The following is a 12,179-nucleotide window of genomic DNA, read 5'->3' as shown; positions in this document are numbered from 1 at the left end:
AGATGTGTATAAGAGCCAGCAGCATCCCACCCCTGAGCACGACGGCCGGATCAGTCAGGCCGCCCCCGCTCTCACCGTCGACGGCGCCGACCGGTGCCGCGACTGCCTGCGCACCCGGCGCCAGAAGGACATCCCCGTGCTCGTGTTCCCCGACGGCGACCACCAGGTGGAGCCGACCAACGAGGAGACCGCGGCCAAGCTCACCGCATCGGGCCTGATCTGAGGTCAGGGGCCACGCGGCCCCGGCACAGGAACCGCGGCGTGGACGCCAGACCCAGGACCAGACCGCACAGGATCACGGCCGCGCCCATGTCCTGCGCGGGGCGGACACCGTTATCGTGTCCGCTGGGTCGTTACTGTGAGGATGGTGAACACTCGCCGAGTGTTCGCTTCCTATCGCTGGAGGCCGACCGCCTCCCCTCGTCGAAGGAGAGCGCCATGCTCCGTCCTCGTCTTGCCCGCCCCACCGCACTCCTGACCGCTGGCCTTGCCGCGCTCGCCCTGCTCACCGGATGCTCCGTCGATGGGGACGCCGCAGCCGGGTCGTCCGCCGGCTCGCCCTCCGCCGCATCGTCCTCGAGTGGGGCGTCCTCGTCTGGCCGGGTCTCCGACGGCGCGGCGCCCTCCTCGTCCCGCGCGGCCGGCTCGTCGTCTGCGGTTGCGAGCGCCAGCCGTGCCGTGGAGTCCTCGCAGGCGGCCGAGGCCAGCCGTGCCGCTGCCGCCTCGAGGGAGGCCGAGAAGTCCGCCGCGGCCGCCGCAGCCGAGGCGTCCCGATCCGCCGAGGCCGAGGCCGAGGCCGTGGCGGAAGCGGAGCGTGAGGCGGAGGCATCGGCCGAAGTCGAAGTGGGGGCCGCCGAGGAGGAGTCGGCCGCGTCGGCGGGTGGCGACGGGCTGTCAGCGGAGGGACAGCAGGCCGTGCGACAGGCGCAGTCGTATCTGAGCTTCACCGCCTTCTCCCGGAGCGGCCTGATCGATCAGCTCGAGTTCGAGGGTTTCTCGAACGCCGACGCCACAGCGGCCGTGGACAGCCTGGACGTGGACTACGCGGCGCAGGCTGTGAAGCAAGCCCAGTCGTACCTGACCCACACGGCGTTCTCACGGACCGGTCTGATCGACCAGCTCGAGTTCGAGGGCTACTCGAATGCTGACGCGACGGCCGCCGTCGACGGCCTGGGCATCGACTACAACGAGCAGGCCGCGAAGCAGGCCCAGTCGTACCTGAGCCACTCCGCGTTCTCCCGTGCCGGTCTCATCGACCAGCTCATGTTCGAGGGCTACTCCGCCTCCCAGGCCGAGTACGGCGTCGATGCCGCCGGACTGTGAGTCCGGGTCGGCGGGCCGGGCACCCGGCCCGGTCCGCCGACCCTCTCGACGACGGTGTGGGAAGGTCTAGCGTGACGGCATGGAGCACATCGACGAGACCGCCCTGCCCGCCCCTGAGGACCGCGTCGTGTCCGCGACCCGTCACGTCGACGCGCCGGCTGGCGTCGTCTTCGAGCTGATCGCGGACCCCTCCCGCCAGCCCGAGTGGGACGGCAACGACAACCTGGCCGAGGCCGCCCCCGGGCAGCGGGTGACCGCCGTCGGGGACGTGTTCGTCATGACCCTGCAGAAGGGCGTGGACCGCGCGAACCACGTGGTCGAGTTCGAGGAGGGCCGCCGCATCGCCTGGAAGCCCTCCGAGGTCGGCGGGGAGCCGTTCGGCCAGCTGTGGCGGTGGGAGGTCGAGGGCGACGACGAGGGCGGCTGCCGCGTCACCCACACCTATGACTGGACCGCCCTGACCGACCCGAAGCGCGTCCAGAAGGCGCTGCGGACCGGCGAAGGGCAGCTCCGCGCGTCGATCGACCGGCTCGCGGAGCTGGCCGAGCGTCAGGGCTGAGGGCAGGCGACGCCCGCCGCCGTCGCGCGCCCCGCGCCGCCGTCAGCGGTTGAGTCGCTCGCCGGTCTCGGCGTGGAACAGGTGCACGCGCTCCGGGTCCGGGACCACGTGCACCACGGACCCCTTCTCCGGCGCTGTGTAGCCCACCGTCCGCAGGGTGATGAGCCGCTCCTCGCCGCCGATCGTCGCGTGACCGTACACGTACGCGTCCGCGCCGAGCTCCTCCACGGTGTCCACCTCCACGGGCAGGCCGGCGGCGTCGTCGCTGACCACCAGGTTCTCGGGGCGCACGCCGAGGTCCACCGCCGTGCCGGCGTCGGCCAGATCCTCCCGCGGCACGGGGATGACCGTCTCGCCCCAGTGCACGCCCTCGTGCGTGGCGGGCATGCGGAAGATGTTCATGGCGGGGGAGCCGATGAACCCGGCGACGAACACGTTCATCGGGCGCTCGTAGAGGTTGCGCGGCGTGTCCACCTGCTGGAGGCGGCCCTCCTTGAGGACCGCCACCCGGTCGCCCATGGTCATGGCCTCGGTCTGGTCATGGGTCACGTACACGGTGGTGGTGCCCAGACGGCGGGTCAGGTTGGCGATCTGGGCGCGGGTCTGCACGCGCAGCTTCGCGTCCAGGTTGGAGAGCGGCTCGTCCATGAGGAACACCTGCGGGTCGCGCACGATCGCCCGGCCCATGGCCACGCGCTGACGCTGGCCCCCGGAGAGGGCCTTCGGCTTGCGGTCCAGGTACTCGGTCAGGTCCAGCAGCTTTGCGGCGTCCTCGACGCGGCGGCGCCGCTCGTCCGCGGGGACGCCGGCGATCTTCAGGGCGAAGCCCATGTTGTCCGCCACGGTCATGTGCGGGTACAGGGCGTAGTTCTGGAACACCATCGCGATGTCCCGGTCCTTGGGGTCCACGTCGGTGACGTCCCGGTCGCCGATCAGGATGCTGCCGTGGGAGAGCTCCTCGAGGCCGGCGAGCATGCGCAGGGAGGTGGACTTGCCGCAGCCGGAGGGGCCCACGAGCACGAGGAACTCGCCGTCGGCGATCTCCAGGTCGAGGGAGTCGACGGCGGGGCGGGGGGAGCCGGGGTACTGGCGGCTGGCGGAGCGGAAGGTCACGGAGGCCATGGTGGGGTTCCTTTCACGGGCAGGTACGTGCCCGACGATCCAAGGTGAAGGAGAGGGGTGGGTGAGGGTCGGGGCTGACGGTCTACGGCGGCGCGGTGCTCGCTCTCGGCCGCAGGGCCAGGTGGTGCATGATCCGGTGGGGGTGGGCGGCGCCGTCGAGGGCGCCGAGCGCCAGGCGGACGGCGCGGCGGCCCTGTTCGAGCGGGTTCTGGTCCACGGTGCTGATGCCCAGGCGGGCGGCCTCGGGGTGGCCGTCCAGGCCCATCACGGACACGTCCTCGGGCACGCGCAGCCCCAGGGAGTGGGCTGCCATCCAGGTGCCCATGGCCATCTCGTCCGAGATGCACATGACCGCCGTCGGCCGGCGCCGCGGGTCGGCGAGGAGGGCGCGCGCCTGGTGGTAGGTGCCGCCGATGGTGAAGTCCGCGGGCACCATCCAGTCGGCCGGCGTGCGCACCCCGGTGGCGGCGAGGGCGTGCAGGAACCCGCGGGTGCGCTCGGTGCTGACCTGGAACTCGATGTCCTCGTCCACGCGGCCCACGTAGGCGATGTCCCGGTGTCCGAGCTCCAGCAGGTGCTCGGTGGCCATCCGGGCGGCGCGGGCGTGGTCCACCTGGACCGCGGTGAACCAGTCGGGCAGGGTCTCGCCCGCCGGCAGGCGGCCACCGATGGCGATCACGGGCCGGCCGAGGCGTTCGAGTCCGGCGAACTCGAACACGCTCAGCCGGAACGAGAGGGTGATCAGGGCGTCCAGCCGCCGTCGGGGCAGCAGGTCGGAGATGACCGTGGATCGACGCTCCGGGTCCTGGCCGACGTCGTAGAGCGTCAGGTCGTACCCGTGCCGCACGAGCTCGTCCGCGGCGCCCTCGAGCACGGCGGCGAAGAACCACCGGTGGACGGAGGGGGTCACCAGCCCGATGTTGCGGGTGCGGCCCGAGGCGAGCGAAGAAGCGGCGGAGTCCGCCACGTAGCCGAGCGTGGCGACGGCCTCCTGGACTCGGGTGCGCGTGGCGGCCGCCACGGGGCCGGAGCCGGTGAGGGCGCGGGAGGCGGTGGCGGTGGAGACCCCGGCCATGCGGGCGACGTCCTTGATGCCGACCATCGGCGGTCCTCCTCCCGGTTCATGGGGTTCTGCGGCGGGGCGGGTGCACGACGGCGGCGGGCCGGGGGTCGATGCGTGGCACCAGAGTACGGCACGGCAGGCGCGGTGGTGGAAGCGCTTCCATTCCGGTTTCAGCCGGTCTTGACCTCCGCCCCCACTCCCGCATGCCCGTGTTCATGCGGGAGCGCACCTCTGTGTGGCATATCACAGTGGAAGCGTTTACACTCCTGGGGACTGACTCCTTCAGCCGCCGGGGGCAGGCGCCGTCTCACCGCGGGGCCCACGTCGGCGACGCAACGGCCGGCGCATGCCGCGGGCCACCCCTCGTGAAAGGCACATCATGCAGTCGACGACGACCGGCGGCCTCTTCCGCCGCCCGCTCAGCCTGACCCTCACCGCGGCGTTCTCCGCCCTCGCGCTCACCGCGTGCGGCGGCGGCTCCTCCGCCCCGGCGTCCTCCTCCCCGGCCGGCGCCACCGAGCAGGGCACGGCCACCGCGTCCCCGAGCCAGGACCTCTCCGAGGCCGGCGCCAGCACCATCACCATGTGGGTGGACCAGAACCGCCAGGAGCCGCTGCAGGCCGTGGCGGAGGACTTCAAGGAGGACACCGGGATCACGGTGGAGCTCGTGGTCAAGGACAACTCCACGATGAAGGACGACTTCATCACCCAGAACCCCACGGGCGAGGGCCCGGACGTGATCGTCGGCGCCCACGACTGGATCGGCTCGCTCGTGCAGAACGGCACCATCGAGCCCCTTGAGCTGGGCGAGAGAGTCGGCGACTTCGTGGAGTCCTCCGTGCAGGCCGTCACCTATGAGGGTCAGACCTGGGGCGTGCCGTACTCCGTGGAGAACATCGCCATCCTGCGCAACACCGAGCTGGCCGAGTCCACCCCGGCCTCCTTCGACGAGATGATCGCGGAGGGCCGGAAGGCCGTCGACGCCGGCGAGGCCGAGTACCCGTTCGTGGTGGGCCTGGACGCCGTCAACGGCGACCCGTACCACTTGTACCCGTTCCAGACCTCCATGGGCGCCCCCGTGTTCAAGCAGGCCGAGGACGGCTCGTACGACACCGGCTCGCTGGCCATGGGCGGGCCCGAGGGTGAGGCCTTCGCCGAGAAGCTGGCCGAGTACGGCGAGTCCGGGGTGCTGAACCCGAACATGACCGCGGACATCGCCAAGGAGCAGTTCAACTCCGGCAACGCGGCCTACTTCATCACCGGCCCGTGGAACATCGAGGAGGCCGAGGCGGCCGGCGTCGACTTCGAGGTCGAGGCCATCCCGTCCATGGGCGACCAGCCGGCGCAGCCGTTCGTGGGCGTCAACGCCTTCTTCGTCTCCTCAGAGTCCGAGAACCAGCTGGCCGCGAATGAGTTCGTGGTCAACTACCTCTCCACCGAGGCGGCCCAGGACGCGCTCTTCGCCGAGGGCAAGCGTCCCCCGGCGCTGACCGCCTCCTTCGACAAGGCGGCCTCGGACGAGACCGTGAAGGCGTTCGGCGAGATCGGCGAGAACGGCGTCCCCATGCCGGCGGCCCCCGAGATGGGCGCGGTGTTCGAGTTCTGGGGCGGCGCCGAGATGAGCATCATCAAGGGCGAGGGCGACCCGGTCCAGACCTGGCAGAAGATGATCTCCGACATCGAGGGCCGCATCGGCCAGTGATCCGGCGCGGTCCACCTCCGGCGTCCCCGCGGGGACGCCGGAGGCGGACCGTGGCCCTGCGCCCTCGGGGCGCGCATCCCCCCCTTCCACGGCAGGCCCTCGGGCCGGATGAGGAACCATGAGCCCGTCTTCCACCGCGTCGGACCGGTCCGACGCCGCCACCGCCGCCCTCGACGACGCCGCGCGCCGCACCGGCCCGGGCCGCCGTCGTCGTGCGGACGCCCGGGGTACCGAGGGCCTCGGCGGCACGCTGGCCAAGATCGTCCTGCTGGGCCTCGTGGACGCCTTCGCGGCGTTCCTGCTGTTCCAGCTCGCGGCCGCGGGGGACTGGGTGGTGTTCGCGCTGACCCTGGCGGTCACGATCGGCATCAACTGGATCTACCTGCGCCGCGGCGGCCTGCCGGCCAAGTACCTCGCCCCCGGCCTGTTCTTCCTGATGCTGTTCCAGGTGTTCGTGGTGGTCTACTCCTCCTACGTCGCCTTCACGAACTACGGCGCCGGGCACAACTCGGACAAGGCCGCGGCGATCGAGATCATCCAGCGCTCCTCCTCCATCCGCGTGCCGGACTCCCCGGTGTACGACATCACGGTGCTGGAGGAGGGCGGCGACCTCTACCTGCTGACCCTTCGGGACGGGGAGCCCGTCCTCGGCGGCGCGGACCAGGAACTGGAGCCGGTCGAGGCCCAGATGCAGGACGGACAGCCGGTGGGGGTGGAGGGGTACACCACCCTGCGGTTCGGCGACCTGCTGCAGCGTCAGGACCAGGTCACCCGCCTGAAGGTCCCGCTGAGCGACGACGCCGCGGACGGCACCCTCGAGACGCGCGACGGCTCCCGCGGGTACGTGTACGCGCCGCGTCTGAAGTACGACGAGGCCCGGGACACCTTCACGGACCTCGAGAGCGGCGTGGAGTACCGGGACAACGGCGAGGGCCAGTTCCAGGCGGACGACGGCAGCACGCTGCAGACCGGCTGGCGGGTGTTCGTCGGCCTGGACAACTTCACGCGCGCGTTCACCGACCCCGAGCTGCGCGACCCGCTCCTGCGGGTCACCGTGTGGACCTTCGCCTTCGCGTTCCTGAGCGTGGCCACGACGTTCGCCGTCGGGCTGCTGCTGGCGATCGCCTTCAACCGCTCGGACATGCGCGGCAAGAAGGTCTACCGGGTGATGATGATCCTGCCGTACGCGTTTCCGGCGTTCCTGTCCGGCCTCGTGTGGGCCGGCCTGCTCAACCCGGAGTTCGGCTTCGTCAACACCGTGTTCTTCGGCGGCGCGGACATCCCGTGGCTCACCGACCCGTGGCTGGCCCGGCTCTCGGTGCTCGTGGTGAACCTGTGGCTGGGCTTCCCCTACATGTTCCTGGTGACCACGGGCGCCCTGCAGTCCCTGCCCGAGGACGTGGACGAGGCGGCCCGCATGGACGGCGCCGGCCCGTGGCGCATCTTCCGCTCCATCAAGCTGCCCCTGCTGCTGGTCTCGGTGGCGCCGCTGCTGATCTCCTCGTTCGCGTTCAACTTCAACAACTTCAACATCATCTACATGCTGACCGGCGGCGGACCGCGGTTCCCCGACGCGGGCTCGAACATCGGCGCCACGGACTTGCTGATCACGGTCGTCTACAAGACGGCGTTCAGCGGGGTGGGGCGCGACTACGGCCTGGCATCCGCCCTGTCCATCGTGATCTTCCTGATCGTGGCGACCATCTCGGCGATCAGCTTCCGGCAGACCAAGGCGCTCGAGGAGATCGACAAGTGAGCATCCCCCAGGATTCCGGACGGCCCCGGCCGGACGCCCCGACCTCGCCCCTCGCCGCCGCCCTGGCGCAGCAGGAGACGGACCCGCTGCGCTGGGAGGAGGACCCGGCCCCGCCACGACGCCGCCGCTCGTTCGGCCGCTGGATGCGGGAGCTGGGCTGGCGCCACGCGGTGGGCGTGCTGGCCAGCGCGTTCGCACTCTTCCCGCTGCTGTACGTGCTGTCCGCGTCGCTCGACCCGACTGGCACGATGGCGAGCTCGAACCGGCTGTTCTCCTCGTTCAGCGGGCAGAACTACGTGGACCTGTTCAGCAACCCGAACCGGCCCTTCGGCCGCTGGTTCCTCAACACGATGGTGATCGGCGTCATCACGTCCGTGATGACGGTGTTCCTCGGTGCCCTGGCCGCCTACGCGTTCTCCCGGATGCGGTTCACGGGCCGCCGCGTGGGGCTGCTGACGCTGCTGCTGGTGCAGATGTTCCCGCAGCTGCTCGCGGTGGTGGCGATCTTCCTGCTGCTGACCTACATCGGCAACCTGGTGCCCGTCCTGGGCATCGGCTCGCAGCTCGGCCTCATCCTCGTGTACCTGGGCGGCGCGCTCGGGGTGAACACGTACCTGATGTACGGGTTCTTCAACACCATCCCGCCGTCGCTGGACGAGGCTGCCAAGCTCGACGGCGCCTCGCACGCGCGGATCTTCTTCTCGATCATCCTGCGCCTGGTGACCCCCATCCTCGCGGTGGTGGCCCTGCTGTCCTTCATCACCACGGTCTCGGAGTTCGTGATCGCCTCCGTAGTGCTCACGGACCCGTCCGCGCAGACGCTCGCGGTGGGCCTCTACGGCTACGTCTCGGAGACCCGCTCCGAGAACTGGGGCGTGTTCGCGGCCGGCGCCGTGCTGGCGGCCCTGCCCGTGATGGCGCTGTTCCTGTTCCTGCAGCGGTACATCGTCTCCGGCCTCACGGCCGGCGGCGTGAAGGGCTGAGCCGACGACGGCGGTGGGAGGGGCGCCCGCCCCTCCCGCCTCACGGCAACGCCAGCCGGAACACCTTCTTCCACGCGGAGCCCACCTGCCGCAGCAGCGGGCCGGTCGTGTACGGCAGGCCGTAGCGGGCGCAGATCTCACGGACCTGGGGCGCCACCTCGGCGTACCGGCTGGACGGCAGGTCCGGGAACAGGTGGTGCTCCACCTGGTGGGAGAGGTTGCCGGTCATGAAGTGCATCAGCTTCGAACCGGAGATGTTCGCGGAGCCGATCATCTGCCGCACGTACCAGTCGCCGCGGGTCTCACCGTCCACCATCTCCTCGGAGAACGTCTCCGCCCCCTCCGGGAAGTGCCCGCAGAAGATGACCGAGTGCGCCCAGATGTTGCGCAGGCCGTTGGCCAGCAGCGTGCCCGCGAGCGTGGCCTTGCCCGAGCCGGTCAGCACCTCGGCGACGGCTGGCGTGGCCACGTAGTCCTTGGCGAACTGCCGGGCCGCCTTGACGCCCACGGAGCGCAGATCCGTCATCAGCTCCTCGCGGGACTTCTCCCCGCTCTGCACGCGGTCAAGCTCGAGGTCGTAGAGGGCGATGCCCCACTCGAAGATCGGGGCCAGCCCCGCGTTGATCACGGGGTTGAGCAGGTGCCGCGGCTGCCACGGCTCGGACTCGTCCATGCGCAGCACGTTGTAGCCCACGTCCCGGTCCTTGCCGACGACGTTGGTCCAGCGGTGGTGCAGGTCGTTGTGGGTGTTCTGCCAGGCCCGCGACGGCGTCACGAAGTCCCACTCCCACGTGGTGGAGTGGATGTCCGGGTCGCGCATCCAGTCCCACTGGCCGTGGAGCACGTTGTGCCCGATCTCCATGTTCTCCACGATCTTCGCGACCGTGAGCATGGCTGTTCCCGCCACGAACGCGGCGGGGTGGCGTGCGTTGAGCAGGAGGGCGCGGCCGCCGAGCTCGAGCCGGCGCTGCCAGCGGATGACGCGGCGGATGTAGGCCGCATCGGAGGCGCCGCGGCGGGAGAGCACGTCGTCGCGGATCGCGTCCAGCTCCCGGCCCAGCTCGGCCACCTGCGCGTCCGTCAGGTGGGCGGCGCCGGGCGGGCGCACAGCCGGGCTCCCGACGGCGCCCGGCAGCCCCGGCGTCGCGGTGGCGGTGGTGGGGCGGGACTCGGGGGTGTGCGGAGCCCAGCTCGTGGTGTCGGGGCGGTCCTGTGGCAGGACCCGGGCGGCGCGGCCGCGCACGGTGGTGCCGTGGTCGGGGAGGCCCGGGTCGCGGGCCGGGCGTCAGGTTCAGAGGTCGAGGCTCAGCGGGCCGGCGGCGGCGCTCACGCAGGTCTGGACCAGCTCGCCGGGCTCGCCGTGCACCTGCCCGGTCCGCAGGTCCGTGACCTGGCCCGAGCGCAGCGGCGTGAGGCACGCGTGGCAGATGCCCATGCGGCAGCCGGCGGGCGCGGCGACGCCGGCCTCCTCGGCCACCACGAGCAGCGGCACGTCGCCGGGAGCGTCCACTTCGACGTCGGCGTGCTCGAACACCACGCGGCCGCCGGCCCCCGCCACGCCCGGGGCGAAGTCGGCCTGGAACCGTTCGATGGTGAGGTCTGCGGCCGCCTCGCGCCGCCACAGGGCCTCGGCGTCGTCGAGGAACCCGGACGGCCCGCACGCGTAGGCGGCGCGCTCGCGCCAGTCGGGGCAGACGCCTTCGAGCTGCGCGGGGGAGGAGAGGTCGAGGCGGCCCGCCTCCGCGGTGTGGTGGTGCACCACGCGCAGGCCCGGGAACTGGTCGGCCAGCTCGGCCAGCTCCTCGCGGAACAGGGCGTCCTCGGGGGTGCGGGAGGAGTGGATGAGCACGACGTCGGCATCCCGGCGCGCCGGCACGAGCGTGCGGATCATGGACATCACCGGGGTCAGGCCCGAGCCGGCGGTGAGCATGAGCAGCGGGCGCGGCTCATCCGGCAGGGTGAAGTCGCCCTCGGGGATGTCGAGGAAGAGGACGTCGCCGGGCTTCGTGTGGCGCACGAGCGTGCCGGAGACGAGGCCGATGTCGGACACCGTGATCTCCGGGTCCGCGCCCGCGGGTGCGGAGAGCGAGTAGGAGCGCCACTGCCGCACCCCGTCCACGTCGACGCCGACGCGTGCCCACTGGCCGGCGTCGTGGGCCCGCCAACCCGGTCCGGGGCGGAACGCGATGGTGGCGGCGCCGGGCGTCGCGCGGGTGACGGAGGTGACCACCCCGCGCAGTTGGCGGGAGGAGTGCACGGGGTCGAGCAGGCCGAGGACATCCTGCGGCGTGAGCGGGTGCAGGAGCGTCGACGCCAGACGGGAGAACAGAGACGGGCCGACCATGGCTCCAGTCTATGGCTCGGCATGCCGCAGTTCTTCGTCTTCAGCGTACGATCTGGGCCATCACTTCATCGCGAGGAGACAAGATTGAGTGTGACGCAGACCACCCCCGCCCCCGACTGGCGGCCCCCGACTGGCGCCCGCCCTGGCAGTCCCTCCCCGACGACCTCGCGGAGCGCCTGGCCCCGGCGATCCCCGGGATCATGGAGCGCATCATCGAGACGGTCCCGGACCAGATCCCCGCCTACGCGGCGGCGCGCGACGGCCACTACGGCAAGAACCTCACCGCCGGCGTGACCACCGCCCTCGAGCAGCTGATGAGCCTGCCCGGCACCACCCGCCCGGCCCTGAACAGCGAGTCCCGCGTCCTCATGGCCCGCCTGGGGGCCGGCGAGTTCCGCGAGGGGCGCTCCATGGACGCCCTGCTCGGCGCGTACCGCACCTCCGCGCGGATCGTGTTCCGCGAGCTCTCCGCCGAGTGCGCGCGCCTGGGCCTGGAGATGTCCGTGGTGATCGAGCTGGGCGAGTCCATCTGGGCGTACATCGACGAGCTCTCCTCCGTCAGCGCCCAGGCGTACGCGGAGGCGCAGTCCGCCCAGGCGGGCGTGCTCGAGCTGCACCGCGCCGCCCTCGCCACCGCCCTGGTCCGGGGCGGGACCGAGGAGAAGGAGGTGCAACGGCTGGCCGCGCTCGCGGACTGGCGGCTGCCGCGCCGGCTGGCGGTGGTGGTGCTGCCCGCGGACGCCGGCGTCGCCGTCCGGGAGAGGCTGGGCCGGGCCGGGCTCGTGGTGGAGCGGGACTCGGAGGTGGTCGCCGTGATCGACGCGACGCCCTCCCAGGGCCGCCGCGAGCGCATGCTGCGCCTGCTGGCGGGGACGGCCGCCGTCGTCGGGCCGGCCGTGGACTGGCCGCTCGTGCCCCACTCCTACCGGGTGGCCCGCACGCTGGCCGTCCAGGAGGCGGCGGGCCGGACGGCGGAGCCCGCGCAGGGGGAGGACGACGACGGCGCCCCGTCCCCGATCCTCGCCGCGGACCACCTGGCGCGCGTGGTGCTGGGGGCCGAGCCGCGCGTCGTGACGCAGCTGGCCGAACGCGTGCTGGCGCCCCTGGACGAGGTGAGCGAGGCGAAGCGGGCGGTGCTGGAGGAGACCCTGCTCGCCTGGCTCACGCACTGGGGCCAGCGGGCGCCGATCGCCGCGGAGCTCGGCGTGCACCCCCAGACCGTGGGGTACCGGGTGGGCCGGCTGCGCGAGCTGTTCGGGGAGGCCCTCGAGGACCCCGACGCGCGGTTCGACCTGGAGATCGTGCTGCGGGCGCGGCGGGACGGGGT

Annotated in this window: 11 protein-coding genes; 7 read left to right on the top strand and 4 right to left on the bottom strand. The window is 71.9% G+C overall.

The genetic code is table 11. The features are described 5' to 3' along the window. The 3 genes from J1M41_RS07810 to J1M41_RS07800 form a co-directional block, all read left to right on the top strand. A partial coding sequence (locus tag J1M41_RS07810) for a hypothetical protein (protein ID WP_206451497.1) occupies positions 1-223 on the top strand: 223 nt, incomplete at its 5' end. Between the two features lie 455 nt (positions 224-678). After that, entirely contained in the window at positions 679-1,323 is a 645-nt protein-coding gene (locus J1M41_RS07805) for an Ltp family lipoprotein (protein ID WP_227717944.1), read from the top strand. Between the two features lie 79 nt (positions 1,324-1,402). After that, positions 1,403-1,882 carry an SRPBCC family protein gene (locus J1M41_RS07800; protein ID WP_078025646.1) on the top strand — a complete coding sequence of 160 codons (480 nt, stop codon included), beginning with the start codon at positions 1,403-1,405 and terminating at the stop codon, positions 1,880-1,882. A 42-nt stretch (positions 1,883-1,924) separates the two neighbouring features. On the opposite strand, the gene J1M41_RS07795 is transcribed toward J1M41_RS07800, so the two are convergent. Both J1M41_RS07795 and J1M41_RS07790 read right to left on the bottom strand, forming a co-directional pair. Beyond that, entirely contained in the window at positions 1,925-3,004 is a 1,080-nt protein-coding gene (locus J1M41_RS07795; RefSeq protein ID WP_020624545.1) for an ABC transporter ATP-binding protein, read from the bottom strand. Between the two features lie 82 nt (positions 3,005-3,086). Further along, positions 3,087-4,106 (bottom strand): LacI family DNA-binding transcriptional regulator, encoded by a 1,020-nt coding sequence (locus J1M41_RS07790; RefSeq protein WP_049158353.1) that lies wholly within the window; start codon positions 4,104-4,106, stop codon positions 3,087-3,089. 340 nt (positions 4,107-4,446) lie between these two features. Here J1M41_RS07790 and J1M41_RS07785 point away from each other — a divergent pair, with 340 nt between their 5' ends. The 3 genes from J1M41_RS07785 (at position 4,447) to J1M41_RS07775 (ending at position 8,508) form a co-directional block, all read left to right on the top strand. Next, complete coding sequence (locus tag J1M41_RS07785; protein ID WP_206451483.1) at positions 4,447-5,769, top strand: maltose ABC transporter substrate-binding protein; 1,323 nt, start codon at positions 4,447-4,449, stop codon at positions 5,767-5,769. A 118-nt stretch (positions 5,770-5,887) separates the two neighbouring features. After that, positions 5,888-7,525, top strand: coding sequence for an ABC transporter permease subunit (locus tag J1M41_RS07780; RefSeq protein WP_206451482.1), 1,638 nt, complete (start codon positions 5,888-5,890; stop codon positions 7,523-7,525). A gap of 86 nt (positions 7,526-7,611) precedes the next feature. Next, positions 7,612-8,508 carry a sugar ABC transporter permease gene (locus J1M41_RS07775; RefSeq protein WP_225348928.1) on the top strand — a complete coding sequence of 299 codons (897 nt, stop codon included), beginning with the start codon at positions 7,612-7,614 and terminating at the stop codon, positions 8,506-8,508. A 40-nt stretch (positions 8,509-8,548) separates the two neighbouring features. On the opposite strand, the gene J1M41_RS07770 is transcribed toward J1M41_RS07775, so the two are convergent. Beyond that, on the bottom strand, positions 8,549-9,727 hold the full coding sequence (locus J1M41_RS07770) for an acyl-CoA desaturase (RefSeq protein WP_241247852.1): 1,179 nt from the start codon (positions 9,725-9,727) through the stop codon (positions 8,549-8,551). 72 nt (positions 9,728-9,799) lie between these two features. Then, positions 9,800-10,852, bottom strand: a complete 1,053-nt coding sequence (locus J1M41_RS07765) for a ferredoxin reductase (RefSeq protein ID WP_170080056.1) — start codon at positions 10,850-10,852, stop codon at positions 9,800-9,802. Between the two features lie 200 nt (positions 10,853-11,052). On the opposite strand from J1M41_RS07765, the gene J1M41_RS07760 reads away from it, so the two are divergent. Next, positions 11,053-12,179: CdaR family transcriptional regulator (locus J1M41_RS07760; RefSeq protein ID WP_241247835.1), on the top strand; the 1,127-nt coding region annotated here is incomplete at its 3' end.

The organism is Micrococcus sp. KRD096 (assembly GCF_017168495.1).
GTDB lineage: Bacteria > Actinomycetota > Actinomycetes > Actinomycetales > Micrococcaceae > Micrococcus > Micrococcus luteus.
This window is presented reverse-complemented; position numbering and strand designations above follow the sequence as displayed.

Bases quoted from the DNA above. Each gene is read 5' to 3' on its own strand.
- J1M41_RS07800 (WP_078025646.1), top strand. From the start codon at position 1,403: ATGGAGCACATCGACGAGACCGCCCTGCCCGCCCCTGAGGACCGCGTC.
- J1M41_RS07795 (WP_020624545.1), bottom strand. From the start codon at position 3,004: ATGGCCTCCGTGACCTTCCGCTCCGCCAGCCGCCAGTACCCCGGCTCC.
- J1M41_RS07790 (WP_049158353.1), bottom strand. From the start codon at position 4,106: ATGGTCGGCATCAAGGACGTCGCCCGCATGGCCGGGGTCTCCACCGCC.
- J1M41_RS07785 (WP_206451483.1), top strand. From the start codon at position 4,447: ATGCAGTCGACGACGACCGGCGGCCTCTTCCGCCGCCCGCTCAGCCTG.
- J1M41_RS07780 (WP_206451482.1), top strand. From the start codon at position 5,888: ATGAGCCCGTCTTCCACCGCGTCGGACCGGTCCGACGCCGCCACCGCC.
- J1M41_RS07765 (WP_170080056.1), bottom strand. From the start codon at position 10,852: ATGGTCGGCCCGTCTCTGTTCTCCCGTCTGGCGTCGACGCTCCTGCAC.